Source organism: Inquilinus sp. 2KB_23 (assembly GCF_052115705.1).
In the GTDB taxonomy this organism is placed as follows: Bacteria; Pseudomonadota; Alphaproteobacteria; order DSM-16000; family Inquilinaceae; genus Inquilinus; species Inquilinus ginsengisoli_A.
In genome coordinates this window covers 82,782-103,172 of the sequence record NZ_JBFRHF010000002.1, presented here as the reverse complement: position 1 = coordinate 103,172, position 20,391 = coordinate 82,782, and the positions used below count along the sequence as shown (strand labels likewise).

19 protein-coding genes are annotated in these 20,391 nt (G+C 68.6%); 3 read left to right on the top strand and 16 right to left on the bottom strand.

Annotated features, from left to right (window positions below):
• Positions 1 to 6: 6 nt before the first annotated feature.
• From AB4112_RS02730 to AB4112_RS02665, 14 genes are all read right to left on the bottom strand, one after another.
• Positions 7 to 969, bottom strand: coding sequence for an alpha/beta hydrolase fold domain-containing protein (locus AB4112_RS02730; RefSeq protein WP_309795560.1), 963 nt, complete (start codon positions 967 to 969; stop codon positions 7 to 9).
• Complete coding sequence (locus tag AB4112_RS02725) at positions 966 to 1,649, bottom strand: GntR family transcriptional regulator (protein WP_309795562.1); 684 nt, start codon at positions 1,647 to 1,649, stop codon at positions 966 to 968. Before AB4112_RS02725 ends, AB4112_RS02730 begins: the two co-directional genes overlap by 4 nt.
• Positions 1,650 to 2,091: 442 nt before the next feature.
• Positions 2,092 to 3,153 carry an SDR family oxidoreductase gene (locus AB4112_RS02720; protein WP_309795564.1) on the bottom strand — a complete coding sequence of 354 codons (1,062 nt, stop codon included), beginning with the start codon at positions 3,151 to 3,153 and terminating at the stop codon, positions 2,092 to 2,094.
• Between the two features lie 132 nt (positions 3,154 to 3,285).
• Entirely contained in the window at positions 3,286 to 4,272 is a 987-nt protein-coding gene (locus AB4112_RS02715) for a zinc-dependent alcohol dehydrogenase (protein WP_309795566.1), read from the bottom strand.
• A 31-nt stretch (positions 4,273 to 4,303) separates the two neighbouring features.
• A complete protein-coding gene (locus AB4112_RS02710) occupies positions 4,304 to 5,317 on the bottom strand; it encodes a Gfo/Idh/MocA family protein (RefSeq protein ID WP_441716993.1) in 1,014 nt (337 codons plus the stop codon).
• Complete coding sequence (locus AB4112_RS02705) at positions 5,317 to 5,601, bottom strand: YciI family protein (RefSeq protein ID WP_309795570.1); 285 nt, start codon at positions 5,599 to 5,601, stop codon at positions 5,317 to 5,319. Before AB4112_RS02705 ends, AB4112_RS02710 begins: the two co-directional genes overlap by 1 nt.
• Positions 5,602 to 5,627: 26 nt before the next feature.
• Positions 5,628 to 6,401 (bottom strand): SDR family NAD(P)-dependent oxidoreductase, encoded by a 774-nt coding sequence (locus tag AB4112_RS02700; protein WP_309795572.1) that lies wholly within the window; start codon positions 6,399 to 6,401, stop codon positions 5,628 to 5,630.
• Positions 6,398 to 7,477: a 2,3-butanediol dehydrogenase gene (locus AB4112_RS02695; protein WP_441716992.1), complete on the bottom strand. Its 1,080-nt coding sequence runs from the start codon at positions 7,475 to 7,477 to the stop codon at positions 6,398 to 6,400. Before AB4112_RS02695 ends, AB4112_RS02700 begins: the two co-directional genes overlap by 4 nt.
• A 33-nt stretch (positions 7,478 to 7,510) precedes the next feature.
• Positions 7,511 to 8,278, bottom strand: coding sequence for an SDR family NAD(P)-dependent oxidoreductase (locus AB4112_RS02690; protein ID WP_441716991.1), 768 nt, complete (start codon positions 8,276 to 8,278; stop codon positions 7,511 to 7,513).
• Between the two features lie 11 nt (positions 8,279 to 8,289).
• Positions 8,290 to 9,093: a glucose 1-dehydrogenase gene (locus AB4112_RS02685; protein ID WP_441716990.1), complete on the bottom strand. Its 804-nt coding sequence runs from the start codon at positions 9,091 to 9,093 to the stop codon at positions 8,290 to 8,292.
• Positions 9,094 to 9,124: 31 nt separating this feature from the next.
• Complete coding sequence (locus AB4112_RS02680; protein ID WP_441716989.1) at positions 9,125 to 10,123, bottom strand: ABC transporter permease; 999 nt, start codon at positions 10,121 to 10,123, stop codon at positions 9,125 to 9,127.
• On the bottom strand, positions 10,120 to 11,088 hold the full coding sequence (locus AB4112_RS02675) for an ABC transporter permease (RefSeq protein ID WP_441716988.1): 969 nt from the start codon (positions 11,086 to 11,088) through the stop codon (positions 10,120 to 10,122). Before AB4112_RS02675 ends, AB4112_RS02680 begins: the two co-directional genes overlap by 4 nt.
• 14 nt (positions 11,089 to 11,102) lie before the next feature.
• Entirely contained in the window at positions 11,103 to 12,581 is a 1,479-nt protein-coding gene (locus AB4112_RS02670) for a sugar ABC transporter ATP-binding protein (protein WP_441716987.1), read from the bottom strand.
• 76 nt (positions 12,582 to 12,657) lie between these two features.
• A complete protein-coding gene (locus AB4112_RS02665) occupies positions 12,658 to 13,794 on the bottom strand; it encodes an ABC transporter substrate-binding protein (RefSeq protein ID WP_309795581.1) in 1,137 nt (378 codons plus the stop codon).
• A gap of 298 nt (positions 13,795 to 14,092) precedes the next feature.
• Here AB4112_RS02665 and AB4112_RS02660 point away from each other — a divergent pair, with 298 nt between their 5' ends.
• Together AB4112_RS02660 and AB4112_RS02655 are read left to right on the top strand one after the other, a co-directional pair.
• A complete protein-coding gene (locus AB4112_RS02660; protein ID WP_309795583.1) occupies positions 14,093 to 15,001 on the top strand; it encodes an NAD(P)-dependent oxidoreductase in 909 nt (302 codons plus the stop codon).
• Between the two features lie 91 nt (positions 15,002 to 15,092).
• On the top strand, positions 15,093 to 16,799 hold the full coding sequence (locus AB4112_RS02655) for an extracellular solute-binding protein (RefSeq protein ID WP_441716986.1): 1,707 nt from the start codon (positions 15,093 to 15,095) through the stop codon (positions 16,797 to 16,799).
• A gap of 118 nt (positions 16,800 to 16,917) precedes the next feature.
• Here AB4112_RS02655 and AB4112_RS02650 read toward each other — a convergent pair whose 3' ends face one another.
• Complete coding sequence (locus tag AB4112_RS02650; protein WP_441716985.1) at positions 16,918 to 18,144, bottom strand: (R)-mandelonitrile lyase; 1,227 nt, start codon at positions 18,142 to 18,144, stop codon at positions 16,918 to 16,920.
• A 1,559-nt stretch (positions 18,145 to 19,703) separates the two neighbouring features.
• Between AB4112_RS02650 and AB4112_RS02645 the strand changes: the two genes are divergently transcribed.
• Positions 19,704 to 19,886, top strand: a complete 183-nt coding sequence (locus tag AB4112_RS02645; protein WP_441716984.1) for a hypothetical protein — start codon at positions 19,704 to 19,706, stop codon at positions 19,884 to 19,886.
• Positions 19,887 to 19,917: 31 nt separating this feature from the next.
• Here AB4112_RS02645 and AB4112_RS02640 read toward each other — a convergent pair whose 3' ends face one another.
• Positions 19,918 to 20,133: a hypothetical protein gene (locus tag AB4112_RS02640; protein ID WP_441716983.1), complete on the bottom strand. Its 216-nt coding sequence runs from the start codon at positions 20,131 to 20,133 to the stop codon at positions 19,918 to 19,920.
• Between the last annotated feature and the right edge of the window lie 258 nt (positions 20,134 to 20,391).

Genomic DNA, 20,391 nt, shown 5'->3' with positions numbered 1-20,391 from the left:
CTCCGTTTATGCTTTTTGGTTGAACCGGCGGACCCAGCCGCCGGCTTCGGCGAAGGCCGTTCGGGCCTCCGCCAGCGCGCTCGTCATCTGCATGAAGCCGTGGATGACGCCGCGATGCACCCGCACCGGATCGGCCCGGCCGAGCGCCCGCAGCCGGTCCCCGAGCGCCAGCGTATCGCTGAGCAGCGGGTCGAGCCCGGCGGCGTTGAGGTAGAGCGGCGGCAGCGCCCCCAGCGCGGCATCCGGGGCGGCCAGGGGAGAGACCGCCGGCTGGGCCCAGGACGCCGGATCGGGCACATACCAGTCGCGGTACCGGATCATCTTGGCGGTGGTCAGCCCGTAGCCGCCGGGCCCGAAGCGCTGGTGGGAGTCGGTGTCGTGGTCGACGGCATAGACGCCGTAGAACAACAGCCCGAAGTCCGGTGACCTTTGGCCGGCGGCCTGTTCTTGCAGCATCACGGCCAGCGCCAGGTTGGCGCCGGCGGAATCGCCGGAAATGCCGATCGGACCGGAGAGCCCATGCTCTGCCAGAACCTCCGGCAGGGCCCGCCAGGCCACCACGGAATCGTCCAGCCCGGCGGGATAGGGATGCTCCGGCGCCAGGCGGTAGTCGATACCGATCACGGCCATGCCCGTCGCCTCGGCCAGGCAGCGCATCGACCGGTCATGGGTGTCGAGGCTGCAGAAGGCCCAGCCGCCGCCATGGATGTACAGGATCGCGCCGCGCGCCGAGGCCGGCCGGAACAGCCGGGCCGGGCGGGGGGCGATGCCGCCGGGCAGCGTCAGCTCCGCCGTTTCCATCGGCGGCAGGTCCCGGTTCCAGCGGTGGTTGCCCGCCTCGGCCTGGGCCCGGCCTTCGGCGGGCGGCAGGGTGGTCGGGTCCGGCAAATGCCCGTCCTCGGCTGCCAGCCGGGCCATGATCGCCGCCATCTCGGGGTTCGGCGCGTCGCTTGGGTCGAAGCCGGTCATGCCGTGCGCCCCTCCGCAGCCGCGCCGAAGATCGACGGGCCGACATCGACGATGGTTTCGATGTGATGGCCGATGGCGGCAACCGCCGCGGCCTCGTCGCGCGCCGCCAGCGCCTGGACGATGGTCCAATGCCGCCGGGCCGTGGCCGTCAGATCACGCCGTTCGCTGCTGCGGGTGATCTTGAAGCGGTGGTTGTGCAGGATGCAGCGGTGCAACAGCGGCTCCACCGCCGGCAGGCCGGCAGGCCGGAACAGCCGGCGGTGAAAGGCGCGGTCCAGCTCGGTCTGCCCGTATTCGTCGCCGGCCTGCGCCTTCGCCTCCATGCCCTCGATCAGGGCAGTCAGGTCCGGCAGCAGGGCAGGGTCTGGGCGACGCAGGGCGTGAACGATGCCGCGGGTCTCGATGCCGTGGCGCAGCCGGAACATCTCGACCGCCTCGTCCTCGGTGCACTCGGCGACGCGGGTGCCCTTGTGCGGCAGGCGATGGACCAGCCCCTCCTCCTGCAGCGCCAGCAGCGCCTCGCGCACCGTGCCCTGGCTGCACTGGAAGCGCTGCGCCAGCTCCAGCTCGAGCAGGGCGAGGCCGGGCGCGGCCTCGCCCAGCATGATCATGCGCTTGAGGCCGTCGAAGACCTCCGCGCTCTTGCCGGGCCGCATGCCGTCCTGCGCGATGGCAAGCATCTCGTTCTCGGACTAGATTATCGATATTGATAACGATATCGATAATTTGCCGATGCGCAAGCCCCATATTGGCTTTGGCGTATTGCCATGAACAAAGGCGCGGCTCGAGGCCGCGGTGCAGCATGGGCGCTGGAAGAGCGTGACGGTGGCGCGGATCTGCCGGCGGCACTCGAGCCTATGGTTGGAGAATTTCACTGAGGCTCTGCTCCGCGACGATTGGGGAGCCTGTCAACCGATGACCGGCTGCACCCTATGCAGACGTTCGCCGGATCTATCGGTTGCTCTGAACTGGACATCCATACTTCACGGACAACGCCTCCGCACGGCCCTGCAATTTTCAGTTTCGCAAACCGGGACGCCTTGCATGAGTTCCCCCGTTCGTCAGTTGTGGCGGCGGCGGATCAACCTGTCCCGGTCAATCCGCCGCCACCCGACCGGGCCGTCAGGGAATGAGGCGGCCGTCGCGCAGGGATTGGAACAGCGCGAAGAAGGCGTCGTCCGTGGCCTGGTATGCGGTGAAGCCGAGGCGCCGGCTCTTCGACATGTCGGTCACGACCTCGATCGGGCGGCCGAGATCCGCATCCGTGTGCCAGGGCGAGGCCAGGCGGTCCAGCTGCGCTTCCCGGAGGCCGTGGCGGCGGGCGATGTCCGCCCACACCCCGGCGTCGCCGGCCATCTGCGTCTCCAGCGGCAGGAGGTCGCCGTCGAACGGCGCGGCCTCGAGGCCGAACCAGCCGGCGATGCGGCCCCACATCCAGCTCCAGCGGAAGACGTCGCCATTCACCACGTTGAAGGCCTGGTTCGCCGCAGCGGGCGTCGTCGCCGCCCACAGCAGATGGCGGGCCAGCAGCCGCGCATCCGTCATGTCGGTCAGGCCGTTCCACTGCGCCGCCGACCCCGGGAAGCGGAACGGACGGCCGGTTTCCCGGCAGATGGTCGCATAGACCGCCAGGGTCGTGCCCATGTTCATCGCGTTGCCGACCGCCTCGCCGATGACGGTGTGCGGCCGATGCACGCTCCAGCTGAATCCGTCGCGCGCCGCGGCGGCGAACAGCTCGTCCTCCTGGGCGTAGTAGAAGTTCTCGATGTCCAGCCGTCCCTGGTCCTCGCGGAAGGGCGTCGCGGGCAGGCTGCCCTTGCCATAGGCCTCGAACGGCCCGAGATAGTGCTTGAGGCCGGTGACCAGCGCGACATGGCGCACCGTGCCGGCCGGCCGCAGCGCATCGAGCAGGTGGCGCACCATCGCGCTGTTGACCCGGATGTTCTCCGCCTCGGTCGCCTGCCGCGCCCACATGCTCATGAACACATGGCTCGGCCGGACCTGCTCCAGCGCGGCACCCAGCGACGCGCTATCCAAGAGGTCGGCCGCGACCGGGACCACGCCGTCCTGCGCCGTCGGCTTGCGCGCGAGCCCGGCCACGGTCCAGCCGCCCTCCACCAGCAGCCGGGCCGTGGCGCTGCCCACGATCCCGGTCGTGCCCACGACCAAAGCGGTGTTCGTCATCAATCCTCTCCTCGGAATGCCCGCCCGATATGGGTATGGGCGGACTCACGGCCCAGGCGGCACCGCATTCGACCAACAGCGACCAGATGCCGCCCAGGGCCCGACGGCCGCGGGTCAGGGCATCGCGCCCCCTCATCCCGCGCTCGTCAGGGTGACCTTGATGCAGCGCTGCGCATCCTTGCCGAGCTCAAAGGCCTCCACGGCGGCGGACAGCGGGAAATCATGGGTCTGGATCGGCGACAGGTCGAGGCCGGTGCGCTCCAGGAAGCGGATCGCCGCCGGCCAGACGCCGGGCGACCCGATGCAGCCCTTGACCGTCAGGTTCTTCATCTGGATCAGGCCGAGATCGACCGGGATCTTGCGGCCGATGCTGATGCCGACCATCGAGACCCGGCCCTCCTCCCGCGCGTAATCGAAGGCGGCAGCCAGCGACGCGTCATGGCCGGCGGCCTCGATCACCAGATCGGCGCCCCTGCCGCCCGTCAGGTCGCGGATCCGGTCCGCGGCCCCGCCGTCGGACGGATCGATCACCGTGTCGGCGCCCAGCTTCAGCGCGACGTCCCGGCGCGTCCGGATCGGGTCGACGACGATGACGCGCGCGCCCATCCCGATCGCCGCGGCGGCCGACACCAGCCCGATGGTTCCGCCGCCGGAGACCACCACGGTCTCGCTGGCGTTGGTGCCGCCGGATCGGGCCACGGCGTAGAAGCCGCAGGTGAACGGTTCGATCAGCGCACCGCGCTTGTCGTCGACGGCGTCGGGCAGCTTGTGCAGCCATTCCGGATTGACCGGGAAATACTCCCGGTCCGCCCCGTTCAGGGAGAAGCCGAAATGATGCAGGCGTTCCGGCGTCCGCACCACGCATTCGCCGACGACGCGATCGCCCGGCCGGAAGCCCTTGGCCGACCGACCGACCTCGACGATCTCGCCGCACCATTCATGGCCCGGCGTGACGGGGTAGGAGATCGGAATGATGTAGCGGCCGGCCAGCAGCTCGTAATCGGAATGGCAGATGCCGATGGTGCGGGTGCGCACCAGCACCTCGGTGTCCGCGATGACGGGCATCGGCATGTCGGCGATCACCGGCCGGTCCGGCGCTTCGAAGACCAGGCCCTTCATGGCGTTCCTCCCTGAGGGTTGCGGCCGGCGGTCAAGCGACGGCCTCGACCGCCCCGGTGGCGGCCGAACGCACGATCGCCTCCAGCAGCGCGATGTTGGCGATCATCTCGTCGCCGGTGATGGGGTAGGGCGCTTCGCCCCGGACGGCACGGGAGAAGGCGGCGAGGTTGTCGCGCACCGGCTCCGCCTTGCCGGTCTCGGCCACCCCGATCGGGGCGCCGGCATCGCCGCGCGTCACGACCCAGCCGTCGGGCGCCTCGACATGGGCCTTGTCGCGGACCTCGACCCATCCCTTGGTCCCGAAGACGGCGAAGCGGGAGATGAACGGTGTCGCCAGCGTGGCCGAGACATAAGCCGTGCCGCCGCCGGTGAAGCGGATATGGGCGCTCATCGTGTCGCCCTGCGGGAACGCCGAGGCCAGCTGCTCGCAGGACACGCGAACATCGCGCGCGGGGCCCATCAGCTTCACCGCCAGGTCGGTCAGGTGGATGCCGGTGGCGGTCATGCCGCCGGCCGGCGCCTGGTTCGCCTGGAGCCGCCAGTTGGCGGCATCGAGGGTCAGGAACTTGTCGTGGCTGAAATTCGCCTCGATCTGCAGCAGCCGCCCGAGCCGGCCGGCCGCAGCATCGGCCAGGATGGCAGCGATCGGCGGCTCGAACCGCCGCTCATGTCCCATGCCGAGCACGACGCCGGCGTCGCGGCACAGCCGCACCGCCGTCTCCGCCCCGGCCTTGGTCAGGGCCAGCGGCTTCTCGCAGAACACATGCTTGCCGGCTTTGACCGCGGTCGCGATCTGGGCCTCGTGCAGGGCATGCGGCGTGGCGAGCACCACCGCCTCGACCTCCGCCTCGGCCAAGGCCTCGTCAAGCGAGGCGGCGACCGGGATGCCGCGGGCGCCGGCGAACTCGGCGCCGCTCGGGTCCGGTTCGACGGCCAGGACGAACCGGAGGCCGGCGCCGCCGGCGGCGACCAGGTCGGTCATCTTCCGGCCCCACCACCCGAGGCCGACGATGGCGGTGCGGACCGGCTGCGACAGGGCGGACATCAGCGGTTGTCCATGCGCTTCAGGAACGGATGGATGCGGATCTCACGCCAGATCCCCGCCTGGTTGAACGGGTCGGCCGTATTGAAGGCCTCGACCTCCGCCTTGCTGGCCGCCTCGACCAGGAAGAGCGAGCCGATCATGGTCTCGCCGTCATCGGCCAGCAGGGGTCCGGAGATCACGATCCGGATCGGTGCCGCGCCGAGATAGGCCTTGTGCGCGTCGTAATGGGCGAGCCGCTCCTCGACCGCTGCGGGGTGGTCGAGGCAGTGCACGATGAAATGCATGGGAATGGTCCTTTGCAGAAGGGGGGTCAGGCGGCGGAATAGCCGCCGTCGACCATCAGAAGCTGGCCGGTGATGCCGCTGGCGGCGTCCGACAGCAGGAAGCCGACGGCGGCGGCGATTTCGTCGGGCCGCACCAGGCGGCCGATCGGCTGGTCGTCGAGCCAGCGGCGCATCACCTCGGGGCGGGTGCGGCCCACTTCGGCCAGCATCTCGGTGTCGGTGTAGCCGGGGCCGACGGCGTTGACCCGGACGCCCCGGCGCGCCCATTCGACGCCGAGGACGCGGCACATATGGGCGACGCCGGCCTTGGACACGTCGTAGCCGACATGCACCTCCGGCCGCACCGCTTTGACGCCGGCGATGGAGGAGGTCACGACGATCGATCCCGCGCCGCGATCGAGCATGCCGCGGGCGAAGGCCCGGACCGTCCAGAAGGCGCCGTCGAGATTGACCGCCATCACCCGCCGCCAGTCGTCGTCGGTGTGGTCGGCCGCCGGCTTCTCATAGGCGATGCCGGCATTGGTGAAGAGCGCATGGGTACCGCCATGCCGATCCGCGACCGTGCGGGCGGCCGCCTCCACCGACGTTGAGTCTGTGACATCGAAGGCGATCCAGTCGGCCCGGCCGCCGGCCGCGGCGATCTCGTCGGCCACCGCGGCGACGGCGTCATCCCGGTCGGCGGCGACCACGAGCGCGCCCAGCGCCGCCAGATGCCGGCAGGCGGCGCGACCGATGCCGCCCGCGGCGCCGGTCACGACCGCGGTCCGGCCCGCCAGCGTGTGGCCTGCGGGACCGGTCATGCCGAGGCCTTCATGTCGACCAGGATCTTCATGTGCCGGCCGGACGGGTCGAGCAGCGCCTCGAAGCCGTCGGCGACGACCCGCTCGGGCGCGATCTGCGCCGTCACGATCTTTTCGACCGGGAAGATGCCGGCGCCGATCATCGCGGCGATCCGCGGCCAGATCGTGGTGGGATAGCACCAGGTCGCCTCGACCGTGATGTCCTTCAGCGCCCATTGCATCGCGTCGATCTGTGCTGGGCGCATGTGCAGGCCGACCTGGACGACGGTGCCGCGCCGCCGTACCGCTGCCGCGCAGATGTTGAGCGAGGCCTCCGCGCCGACGCATTCCAGCGCGACGTCGACACCGACGCCCTCCTCGGTGCGGGCGCGCAGGAAGGCCGGCACATCCTCCGCGCGGGGGTCGAGGACATGCGCCTCGGGCACCAGGGATTTCGCCAGGGCGCGGCGGTTGGGGTTGGGTTCGGAGACCACGATCAGGGCCGCGCCGGACGCCTTGGCCGCCAGCAGCACCAGCGCGCCGATCGGGCCGAGGCCGGAGACCAGCACGGTCGAGCCCGAGCGGATGCCGCCGCGGTCGACCGCATAGAGCGCCACCGCCGCCGGTTCGATCATCGCCGCCTGGATGTCGCTGACCGTGTCCGGCACCGGAATGGCGTTGTAGGCGTTGACCACCGCGCGCTCGCCCATGCCGCCCCAGGCCCAAGACAGGCCGACGCAGGCCATCTTCTCGCTGAGATGGTACAGGCCGCGGCGCCCGTAATAGTCGTCGCGCGGCGAGATCAAGGGCTGGATCGACACCCGGTCGCCGGCCTTGACGGTGGTGACCGCGCGCCCGACATCGAGCACCCGCGCCGACAGCTCATGCCCCAGGATCTGGGGCAGCACCGCCCCGCTATAGGCGTGCGGCCGGGCCGGCGTCACGATCGGCCCGGCGACATATTCGTGCAAATCCGTGCCGCAAATGCCGCAGACCAGCGGTTCGATCAGCACCTGGTCGTCGGCCAGCCGGTCGGACGGGGCGGCCACATCCTCGACGCGGATATCCCGCTTGGTGTGGTAGCGGATAGCTTTCATGGTGTTTGGATCTCCTGGGTCGGAACCATCGACCTACTGGGCGGTGTAGCCGCCGTCGCAGACCAGGCTGGAGCCGGTGACGAAGCGGGCTTCATCGCTGGCCAGAAAGAGCACGCAATTCGCCACGTCGACCGGCTCGCCGAGGGTCAACGGGTGCTTCTCCTTCATCATCGCGATGTAGTGGTCGAGGCCGCCGGGATAGGTTTCGCCGGCCTTCATGAACAACGGCGTCTTGGTCGATCCGGGATGGACCGCGTTGACGCGGATGCCGTGGCGCGCATAGCAGACCGCATCGGTCTTGGTCATCGCCAGCACGGCGCCCTTGGTGGCGTGGTAGGGCGGCAGGTCGTCATTGCCGATCAGGCCGTAGATCGACGAGAAATTGACGATCGACCCGGCCCGGGCCGCCATCATGTGCGGCACCGCATGCTTGGTGCACAGGAACACGCCGCGGACATTGACCGCGAAGATCCGGTCCCATTCCTCGACGCTGACCTCATGCGCGAATTTGTTCACGCCGGTGATCGCGGCGTTGTTGACCAGCACGTCCAGCCGGCCGAAGCGCTCGACCACAGCCGCGACCCCGGCGGCGACGTCGCCTTCCTCGGCGACATCGACCCGGTGGAAGATCGCATCGCCGCCCTTCGCCCGGATCGCCTCCGCCGTCTCCCGGCCGTCGGTCTCGTTGACGTCGAACACCGCGACGCGCGCGCCTTCCTCGGCGAAGCGATGGCATGTCGCCTCGCCGATCCCGGTGCCGCCGCCGGTGACGATGCAGATCTTGTTCGCAAGCCGCGCCATGACCGTCCTCCTCAGATCAGAACCATGCCGCCGTCGATCATGACCGTCTGGCCGGTCATGTAGTCGGAGGCATCGGACGCCAGAAAGCTGGTGACGCCGGTGATGTCGTCGGGTGTCGAGGGCCGGCCGAGCAGGATCGACTTGGAGAATTCGTCGATGGCCTGTTCCGGCTTCTCGGTGATGCCGAGGCCCATGAACTCACGGTCGAGCTGCTGCCAGAGTTCGGTGCGGACGACGCCCGGGCCGAAGCAGTTGACCGTGATCCGGTGCTCCGCCAGCGCCCGGGCGGCCGCCTGGGTCAGCGCGACCACGGCGAATTTCGAGGCGCAGTAATGTGCGAACAGCGGATAGCCCTGCTTGCCCGCGATCGAGGCGGTGTTGATGATCTTGCCGCCGCCCCGCTTGCCGCTGCCACCTTGGGCGATCATGGCGCGCGCCGCCTCCTGCGTGCCGATCAGGACGCCGAGGCCGTTGACCTTCATGATCCGTTCGAAATCGGCCTCGGTGACGTCGAGGAACGGGCAGGTCTGGCTGATCCCGGCATTGTTGAACATCACGTCGAGCCGGCCGAAGACCCCGACCGTCCGTCCGATCAGGGCGCGGACCGACGACCGGTCGGTGACATCGACCGCCAAGGCTTCAGCCCGGCCGCCCTGGCCGCGAATGGCGGCGGCGACGGTCTCGGCGCCGGTCGGGTCGAGATCGGCGACCACGACACCGGCCCCTTCGGCGGCCAGGCGCCGGGCGATGGCCGCCCCGATCCCGCGGGCGGCGCCGGTGACGATCACGGTTTTCTCAGCGACGGATCCGGACATCGGGCGGTGCTCCCCTTCCTGTGTGTCGGGCTCAGCGGCTGCGCCGGACATAGACGGCGGCCGCCAGGATGATGACGACGCCCTTGATGATGATCTGCAGCTCGATCGGCAGGCCGAGCATCAGAACGGCGTTGGAGATGACGACCAGGATCGCCGCACCGGTCAGGGCGCCGCCGATGCCGCCGCGGCCGCCGGTCAGCGCGACCCCGCCCATGACGGCGGCGACGATGGAATCGAGTTCGAAGCCGCGGCCGACGAAGTTGTCGACCACCCCGACGAAGCCGGACAGGACCAGGCCGGCGACGGCCGCGAGGCCGCCGGAGATGACATAGGCGGCGATGGTGACGCGGTCGGCGGCGATGCCGACCAGGCGGGCGGTGACCGGGTTGCCGCCGGTGATGTAGACCCTGCGGCCGAAGGCGGCGCGATGCAGCAGCACGCCGAAGACCAGCGCCACCGCGATCATGATGACCAGGTTGAAGGGCACGCCCGCCACGGTCCCCGACCCCACGGCCCGCAGCAGCGGCGGCACGTTTCCGGACGGGGCGCCCTGGGTCCAGAAGAAGCGGATGCCCTGCAGCACGATCATGGTGGCCAGCGTGGCCAGGAACGGCGACACCTTGCGCTTGGTGACCAGCAGGCCGTTGGCCAGGCCGGTGGCGATGCCGATCAGGATCGCGACCAGGATGATGAACGGCACGTCGGCATCGGTGCCGGAGAAGGCGGTGGTCGCCACGGCGGAGGTCGCCATCACCGATGCCACCGAGAGGTCGAGGCCCCGCACCAGGATGACGAAGGCCTGGCCGATCACCACGATGCCGAGCGGGGCGAGCTGCATCAGCATGTTGGAGATGTTGGCGCCCGACAGGAAGGACGGGCTGATGGCGCCCGACGCCGCGACCAGCACCACCAGGAACAGGTGGATGCCGTAGCGCGACAGCAGGGCCGGTCCGCGCCCGGCGGCCCGGTTGGCGGGGGCGAGTGCAGTCATGGCGGCCTTTCCCGGCAGGGCGTTCGCGGCGTCGGTCATGGGAACACCCGCTGCTTCTCGACGTAGATCGACACCGCGAGGATGACGACCAGGCCCTGGATCACGAGCTGGAGATGCGTCGAGACGTCCATGAAGTTGAGGACGTTGTTAAGCATCGACACGAGATAGACGCCGAACAGGGTGCCGATGACGCCGCCGCGCCCGCCGCTGAGCAGGGTGCCGCCGACCACCACCGGGGTGATGGAGGTCAGCGTGTAGTTGGCGCCCGAATAGGGCTGGCCGACGCCGAACCGGCTGACCAGGTAGACGCCAGTCAGCGCCGCGAAGAAGCCCGAGACCGCATAGACGGCGACGATGATGCGGCGCCGGGGCAGGCCCATCAGCGTGGCGGCCGTGGGGTCGTCGCCGACGGCATAGACCCTGCGGCCCATCCGCGACCGGTTGAGCAGGAACGACACGAGCAGGAACAGCAGCAGCGCGACGGTGGCGCCGATCGAGATGCCGCCCGGCAGCACGCCATAGGCGAAGCTGTCGAAGCCGGCGGGGACGCGGCCGGCCGGCCCGCGGGTGTAGAGCAGCGTCACGCCCTGGATCACCGCGCCGGTGCCCAGCGTCACGATCAGCGGGTGCACGCCGGTGCCCACGATCAGCCCGCCATTGACGGCCCCGATTGCGGCGCCGAGGACCAGGACGCCCGCGACCACCGGCCAGACCAGGTCGGCATGGCCGTTGATGAGGCCGGAGGTCAGGACCGAGGTCAGGCTGACCAGGGACCCGACCGCGAGGTCGATGCCGCCGGTCAGGATCACGACGGTCTGGCCGAGGCTGACCAGGGCCAGGCCGGCCGATTGCTCGTAGATGTTGAGGATGTTGCCGATCGAGGCGAAGCGGCTCGACAGGGCGGCGCCGAACCCGAACATCAGCAGCAGCAGGGCGATCACGACGATCAGCCCGGCGCGGGTGCCGACCAGAAGGCGGGAGGCGGACAGGGTGAGGGCAGTCATGGGTGTCTCCTGGCTCAGGCCGCGCGGCGGCGGGTGGCGAGTTCCACCACCGCCTCCTCGGTGATCTCCCCGGCCTCGAGCTCGCCGGCCACCGTCCCTTCCCGCATCACCACGACGCGGTCGGACATGCCGACGATTTCGGAGAGCTCGGAGGAGATCATCAGGATCGCGATGCCGCGTTCGGCGAGGTCGTGCATGATCCGGTAGATCTCGAGCTTGGCGCCGACATCCACACCGCGCGTCGGCTCGTCGAGGATCAGCACGCGCCGGCTGGTCCGCGCCCAGCGGGCCACGATCACCTTCTGCTGGTTGCCGCCGGACATGAAGGCCACGGGCGTTTCCGGGCCGCGGCAGACGATCCGGTAATTGGCGATCTCCGCCTCTGCCACGTCACGTTCGCGCGCCCGGTCGATCAGGCCGAAGCGGGTGAATTCGGGCAGGGTGGAGGCGGTGATGTTGGCCTCGACATCGAGCAGCATGGCCAGGCCCTGCCCCTTCCGATCCTCGGTGACCAGGCCGATCCCGAGATCGATCGCCCGGGCAGGGGTCAGCGACCGGTGCTCGACCCCGGCGACGGCGACGGTGCCGGTCCGGGGCAGCACCCCGAACATCGCCAGGGCGAGTTCCGACCGCCCCGAGCCGACCATGCCGGCGAGGCCGGTGATCTCGCCGGCCCGCAGCGTGATCGAGGCGTTCCGGACCCGGCCCGCGACCGATATGTCGCGCGCTTCCAGCACCACGGCCCGGTCGGCCTGCGGCGCGCGGCGCGGCGGGTACAGCTCGGACAGGCGCCGGCCGACCATCATCGCGATCAGCTGGTCGCGGGTCACCGACGCGACCTCGCAGGTGCCGACCTTCTGCCCGTCCTTCAGGACCGAGACCCGGTCGCACAGGCTGAAGATCTCCTCCAGCCGGTGCGAGATGTAGACGATGGCGACGCCGGCGGCGCGGAGCGCCCGCAGCCGTGTGAACAGCAACTCGACCTCGCGCCCCGAGATCACGGCGGTGGGTTCGTCGAGGATCAGCAGCTTGACGTCATGGACCAGGGCCTTGGCGATCTCCACCATCTGCTGGTCCGCGACCGAGAGGTCGCACACCCGCTTCGCCGGGTCGATGTCGATCGCCAGGCGGGCGAGCAGCGCCTTGGCGTCCGCCCGGGTGCGCCGCCGGTCGACGAGGCCCAGCCGGTTGGTCCGCTCATGGCCGATGAACAGGTTTTCCGCCACCGTCAGGTGCGGGAACAGCACGAACTCCTGATAGATCACATGGACCCCGCGCCGCTTGGCGTCGCCCGGGCCGCTCCACACCACCCGGTCGCCGCCGAAGGTGATCTCGCCGTCGTCCGGCTGGTGCACCCCGGCGATGATCCGGGTCAGGGTCGACTTGCCCGCGCCGTTCTCGCCGACCAGGGCATGGATCTCGCCCGCCCGGACCTCCAGGTCGACGTTCGAGAGCACCTGCACACCTGGAAACGCCTTGCTGATCCCGGTCACGGACAACATCCGATCACCTCCCCTGGACGTCCGAACGGCCTTGGTGCGGCCGGCACGGGGCCGGCCGGCATCCGGCTTATTGCGGGTAGTCGACCTTGTAGGTCTTCGGGTCGTAATCGGCGCCCATGCCGCCGGTGACCAGCATGTCGGGCGGGCCGTTGGGCACCACCATCTCGGAAATCGGCAGGTCCCGCTTGATCGACGCCGTCTCGTCGCCGTCGGTGGTCGCGATCTGGGCATTGATCTCATAGGTGCAGGGCACCTGGGCGCCGGCCAGCACCTTGAGCGCGACCTCGACCGCGGTGCCGCCCATCGCCGGCGGATATCCGACCTCGAGCATCGGCACGTGGTATTTCAGCGCCATCTGCATGCCGCCATTGACGTCGGAATTGGTGTGCGGCGGGATCTCGCCGGGCTTGAAGCCGGCATCGAGGAAGGCCTCGATCGACCCGGGCGTCTGCAGGCCATGCGCCGACCAGACCGCGTTGATGCTGTGGCCGTATTTGGCGATGGCGGCCTGCATCACCTGCTTGCCCTTCACCGGGCTCCAGTCGGAATAGACGGTGTCGAGGATCTTGATGTCGGGGTACTGGTTGAACACCTGCATCGCCGCGCGCGTCCGGATCTCGTTGGGGCTCGACCCCGCCTGGCCGCCCAGCATGATGATATTGCCCTTGCCGTTCAGCTTCTCGACGATCCACTGCGCGAACAGCCGGCCCATCATGGTGTCGGACGCGGTCACGAAGGTGACGAAGTTGTCGGAGGACACGCGCCGGTCGACCATCACCACCGGGATGCCGCGTTCCATGGCGCGGGTGACGGCGGGGTCGACCGCCTGCTCGGTGTTGGCGCTGACGATCAGAAGGTCGACCTGCCGGGACATCAGGTCCTGGATATCGGACACCTGCTTGGCGTCGTCATGGCCGGCATCGGTGATGATCAGCTGCTTAATCACGTCCTTGTGTGCAGCGGCGGCCGTTTCGAGCGAATGCAGCATCACCACCCGCCAGCTGTCGCCGAGACCGGCATTCGAGAAGCCGATCACATAGGGCGGATCCTTCTTGTAGGCGGCGGTGTCCTTGAAACAGACCTCGCTCGAAGGATTGAACAGGAAGGTGCGCGGCGCCCCGTGATAGGGCTCGGCGACCGACATCGACGATGTCGCCATCAGGCCGGCAGCACCGAGCAGCAGCGCCAGCATCCCAGACTTCATTGAGCGTCCCTCCATGATCTCGATAAGGAGGAGGCAAATCTTTCCCTTGGCTGCGCCCAGAAACGACGGGACACATGATTGCGTAGGAAAAAGATCTTTTTTCTTCTGTTCCTCCCAAGGACCGCGGTGCGATCCGGGTTCAACGCTAAGTGCAGAATAGCGGTCGATCCAAACCCAATAATGTTCATTCTGGATATTTTTCGACATCGCTTCTCCCGGCGGCTCGGCCACCATTGGACAGGGCGCGGCGGGCAGGATCGCTCGACACGGCGCTCGGTGGTTCGGGAGGAACACGAGAGTGGGATCAGAGCTTCTCGTCGGCTGGGTCGGCATCGGCAAGATGGGCAATCCGATGAGCAGGCGCGTCCTGCGTTCGGGCTTTCCGGTCACCGTCCTGGAGCCGCTGGTCGAGAACCGGGCCACGGTGGTGGCCGAGGGCGCCGGCGTCGCCAACACCGCCGAGGAGCTGGTGGCGGCGGCCGACATCGTCATCAGCACCATCCCCAACGACGCCGTGCTGCGCGACCTGGTCCTCGGCCCCGACGGCCTCGCCCGGTTTCTGCGCGAGGACCAGATCTTCGTCGAGATGAGCACCGTCTCGCCAGCGATCTCGGCCGAGGTCGCGGCGGCGCTGGCGGACCGGGGCGTGGCCTACCTCCGCGCGCCGGTGTCGGGCAGCACGACGACGGCCGGCGCCGGCAAGCTCACCGTCCTGGCCTCCGGCCCCAAGGCGGCGTTCGATGCCTGCCTGCCGGTGTTCGAAAGCCTGTCGGCCCGGCAGTTCCACGTCGGCCCGGCGGAGGAGGCGCGCTACGCCAAGCTGGTGCTCAACGCCCTGGTCGGCGCGACCTCGGCCCTGCTGGGCGAGGCGCTGACGCTGGGGCAGAAGGGCCATCTCTCGATGGAGACCATGCTCGACGTCATCGCGGAGAGCGCGGTCGCGTCGCCGCTGATCGCCTACAAGCGCGACCTGCTGCTGTCGCGGGACTTCGATCCCGCCTTCTCGGTCAGCCAGATGATGAAGGATTTCGACCTGATCCTGGACGCCGCCCGGTCGGACCATGTGCCGATGCACCTCACGGCGCTGATCCGCCAGCAATACGAAGCCGCCTTCGCCGAGGGCCTGGCCGAGAAGGACTTCTTCGTGCTGGTCGAGCAGGCGGAGCGCCTGGCCGGCCTGCACGAAACCAAGACCGGCACGCAGTGAGACATCGCGGCACGCCGGGATAGCCGGCGCGGCCCTCGACGCGCCCTCGGGCCTCCCGCCATGATGATCCCGCGGGGAGGCGCGCGGCGACGTGAACGACTACGAAATGCTTCGGGTGATCGACTTCCTGGAACGGACGCGCGCGCCGTTGCGCCGGGCGCTGCCGGTGGCGGATGACGAGCCGGTCTGGAATGCCGTCACCTTCCTGATCAAGTCGCACATCAAGGGCCAGGTCGTCACCCAGTCGTCGCTGACGCAGGTGACTGGGCTGCCCTACGCGACCGGCCTGCGCCTGGTCGGCCGGTTGATCGAGGAAGGCCATGTCGTGCGCACGCCGCGCAGCCGGACCGGCAAGACCTTCGCGTTGCACCCGAGCGAAGCGCTGATCGGCACCTTTTCCACCTACGCCCGGCAGATGAAGGCGCTGCTCGCCGAGACCCTCGGCCTCCGCGTCTCGGAAGCCGAGGAAGGCGAGTATTATTTCGGCGGGACCCCGCTCGGCTCCACCATCATCCCGCCGCTGCGCCTGGCCCAGATGCGGGCGGAGGACAACTTCGAGCTGCGCTTTCTGCTCAACGAGGACAACTACTTCACCTCGATGCGGAACATGTGGGCGGATTTCCGCAACAACCTTGCCTTCCGCCGCAACTTCGACCTCGTGCCCTTGCCGGCGCTTCACGCCAAGGCCCTGGAAAACGGCCGCCGTGAGATGTCGGGCTATGACGTGATCAGCCTGAACATGCCTTGGCTCGGCGAATTCGCGGAGAAGGGGCTGATCCGCCCGATCTCGGAGCTGGTCCGCCGCACCGGCGTCAACGCGCTCGATTTCCATCCCGTGATCTGGTCGACCGGCAACTGGAACGGCGCGGAATACGGGGTGCCGATCTACTGCACGATCGAGATCCTTGCCGCGCGCCGGGACCTCTTCGAAGCCGCCGACCTGGAGTTCCCCGGCACCTTCGCCGAGGTGATCAGAACGGCCCGCGCGTTCCATGACCCCAGGAAGGGCATGACCGGCATCGTCTGGGACGGTGCGCGCGGCATGCCGATCGCCTCCACCTTCATGTTCTTCCTGGGCGCCTGCGGGTCGCCGCCCCTATCGCTGCGGCAGACGCGCCAGGGCTTCACCCTGGACGGCGTCGAAGCCGAGGCGCTGGTGCCGCTGATCGATTCGGATGCCGGCCGCACCGTGCTCGACTACATGCACCAGCTGGTTGAGGTTTCGCCGCCTGATATCCTGGACATGGCCTGGGACCGGGCGCTGCACGTCTTCCTCACCGGCCGCTCGGCGATGGCCTATTGCTGGACCATGCGCGCCGCCCGCTTCGAATACGACATCCAGTCCGTGGTCAAGCGGCAGGTCGAATACCTGCCGCAGCCGGCCGGCCCGGGCGGCAGCCGCGTCTCCCCGATCGGCGGCTTCCTGCTTGCGATCCCGTCGAACCTGCCGGAGGAGAGGGTCGACATGGCGGCCGAGGCGATCGCCTGGATGACCTCGCGCGAGGCGATGAAGGCGCATGTGAAGAATGGCTTCCCGATCGCCCCGCGCTTCTCGGTCAGCGCCGACCCCGAGGCCGCCGCCAGCTCCCCGATCGTCCGGTTCGTCGACCGCCTGGCCAAGCGCAACCTGCTGCAGACCTGGCAGCGGCCCAACCTGCCGCAATACACCCGGATCGAACATGTCCTCGGCGAGGAGATCCACGACGCCATGACCCGGACGAAGAGCGATGCCCAGGCGCTTGCCGATGCATCGGGGCGCATCGAGAAGATCCTGAAATCCCGCCGCGCTGCGCATTGACCGTCGGACGCGGTCGACATTCGAAGGCTTCATCTCGACCGACGATCCATGAGATCCCAGCGGACATTCGGTGCGGCAGAGAGCCGGCTCCGAGACCTCCCCCGATCATCGCTCAGCCTCAATTTTGGATAGGAGACCCGCGTCCATACTGCTCATCGGACACATGCTCCATCCAATCGACGCTTCTGCCGTCGAGCGATTCCGCGATGGCGACATGAGTCATGGCCGAAGCCGCCGTGGCGCCGTGCCAGTGCTTCTCGCCCGGCGGAATCCAGACCACGTCGCCGGGCCGGATCTCCTCGATCGGGCCGCMCTCTCGCTGTACCAAGCCATGGCCGGAGGTGACGATCAGCGTCTGGCCCAGCGGATGCGTGTGCCACGCGGTGCGTGCCGCAGGCTCGAAGGTCACGATCGCGCCGCCGATACGCGCGGGCTCGCTTCGCTGGAACCGCGAGTCGATCCGGACCGAGCCGGTGAAATACTCTGCCGGACCCGTGCCGGAGGGCTGAGAGCCGTGTCGCAGGATTTCCAATGTCGTTTCCCCTTGCGTGTTTGAAGCGGGGGCCTCGTCCGGCGAGCCTGCGCGGGCCTCGAACACCGACCTGGCGACCGGTATTGCGGACATTGCCCGGGGCCAGCCGGCGTAGAAGGCGAGATGGGTGACGACTTCGGAAAGCTGGGGCTGGGTCAGACCATTGTCCATCCCCCGGTTCAAATGAAAGGGCAGCTGTTCGGCCTGGCCGCCAGCGATCAGGGCCGCGATGGTCATCAGGCTCCGGTCCCGCGGCGCAAGGTCGGCGCGCCGCCACAGATCGCCGAACAGGACGCTGTTGGTGTATCGGACGAGAGCCGGCGCAATGTCGCCGACCTGGGCCTCGACGGCGGCGGCGCGCCGCGCTTCGCTGGCCTCGTCGACAGGGAGAGGTTCGCTCGATCCCGGCGCGATCTGGTCGGGCCCGACCCCGCGTTGCGCAAAGACGTCCTTCGTGACGCCGACGGCCGACATGGCCTTCGGCCAGCCGGTGTAGAACGCCAGATGCGTGATGATTCCGGCGATCTCACCGGGCTCGACGCCGTTGTCCAGCGCGCGGTTGACGTGGCCCGTCATCTGGGCGGTGTTCCCGCCGGCGACGAGCGCGGCGATGGTGACGATGCTGCGGTCACGCGGCGCGAGCTCCGGGCGCTTCCAGACATCCCCGAAGAGAACGTGATCGGTGTACATCCCCAGCGCCGGCGTGGTTTCGTGCACGATGGCAGGGGCGACACGCTGGGGCTTCGGTCCCGGCTCCGCCTCGGCCGATGCGGCCACGGAAAACAAGGCGAGCGTGGCAACGGGCAGCTTCATCGCTGGTCTCTCCGATCTCAGGCGCAATGGCACGGGCATGAAGCCGATGGCGGATACCCGCGCCGGCCTCGTGGCGGATCGGCCGCTGCGGCCGCGATCGCGCAGCCGGTGGTCGGCGGAAAGCGGTGCCTCCGATCGCCGTCCGACCTGGAGATAGGCTGGATGACGTCGGGCGATTAGGGGCCATTGTCCGCATGACGCTATCGACCCTGCTCATCAATCCGGCGCATCGTCAGCCCCGGTGGCGCAGCGCGTCGAGTAGCACGGAAAGGGCCGGCGGGCATTGCCGGCGGCTGGGATAGCGCAGATGACAGCCCGGGAACGGCGGTCACCGATGTGGCGGCGGCCGCTGCGCGAAATAGGAGGGCGCCCCGACGACCGCCATGGACATGTCCGGACCGATCCGCATCGCGATCATGTCCTTCGCGACCTGTTCGCCGAGGCGGACGCCGGCATCGTAGCGTTCCGCGATGATGCCGGTCAGGCCATAGTCGGCGATGAGGGTGCCTCGGACCCGTCTCCCATCGCGACGTTCACGGAACCAGCCGAGCTCGTGGCAGGGTGTGTCCGGTCATCGATGCGCGTGTCGCGCCCTCGGCGCCAAGTCGGCGACGGTGCCCGAGCTGCGCTCGCCGTTCACGCCGCGCCGATCTGGAAAAGAAAAAGGCCCAGCCGTTTCCGACTGAGCCTTTTCCGTCTTGGTGGAGCCAAGCGGGATCGAACCGCTGACCTCTACAATGCCATTGCGGCGGAACGGCAAGAAAAACAACGGCTTAACATGGCAAACACTGGCAAACCGCTGCAGGGATTCGCAGGGATGTGCGAATGCTGCGTGCTATTTGCATTCTACCAAACGGTCGATGGAGGGCCAGCGCACTCCGTCGCTCGTCAGCCTATGCAGTGGTGCTGGAGGCCTGCCAAAGCCCCTGAAGATCGGTCCTTGCTTCGAGTGGAGCGAGACATGAGCGGCGAAGCGTTCTTCCGCATCGTCGGTCGCTCTCCTGACCACGGTCGAGCTCACCGACCGCGAGCGGCGACTCGCCCTCCTCATGGTCGAGCGGATCCATCGCAGGTCGTACGACGACGCGGGCACGTTCATCAGCTGACTGAGCGTTCCGACGATCGCTGCCCTCACGGGCATGGATGAGCGCTCGATCAAGCGCCTGCGCCAGAGTCTTCGCGAGAAGTCTGTTGTTCATGTTGAGCAGGAGGGTGGACGAGGCCCTCGGAGCACGGCCGTCTATGCGTTCGATCGCAGATGGATCGAGCGCGCCTGCGATAGGAGGTAGTGGCGGATGGACATCCGGCCGCCCGGAGCCTGAAGCAGATCGGGAGGCGTGTGTGCCTGGACCTTCCCCGACAGGCGAATGGGTGGCTTCGACGACCACCCATCGGAATGCCATGGGTGGTCACAGCACCCACCCTAGGATGGCCTTGGAGATCCCCCTTAAAGGGGGATCTCGGCGACCACCCGACTCCCTTGAATACAAAACCAATGATTGAACCCCTTTGAGGCGCACGCGAGCGCGTCGGCGCGGCTCTCGTCGGCTCGAGGTGGAATGAGCGTTCCGATCGCGCGTTTGGCGAAGTCGTCCGACGTCGGTGAGGCAACTCTTGTCGCTATCGAGGACGGTCAGGTCATCGCGACACCGATCGTCCGATCCCGAATCATTCGCGGGCTCGGGCAGCTTTCACCGGAGCCCGCCCGCCTGCGGGTTGCGGGCGGGGATGCAGCGCACTGAGCGCGCTGCATCCCCGGTTGGCGTCGTTGCGTCATGCCATCGCTCGTCCACGGTTGCGTCGCAATGGGGAACGCAAATCGCCGCGTACAAGGTCGAGGGTGCGGATGCGGGGGCCTTGCCACGCCAGGAGAAAGGCAGCCGAGATGCCGCGCGACCAGATCCGCGCCTGCTCGCGGACCACAATGACGCCATGCTGGCGTTCGGCGAGCGTCGAGGCTTGCAGCTTGTCCAACGGGATCTGTTTCATGTCCTTCATCCTGCTTCGGTTGCGCATGCGACCGAAGGCACCCCGTCGGCGAGGCGCGGGGGTGAAGGCGCAGGGGCAGGGCTGGGCAGCGGGAGGGGGATCGCTCAGCCTTTCGCTTGCGAAGGGGCGAAGCGCTACAGGCCGCGTATAAGGCCGAAACCTGGGGAGGCCCGGTGCCCTGGCGGCCATGAGGCCGCGGACCCTTGCGCCGAGGGTGGCAGGCCCCCTCAATCGTCCCGCGTCTGCGGGGTCATGGCT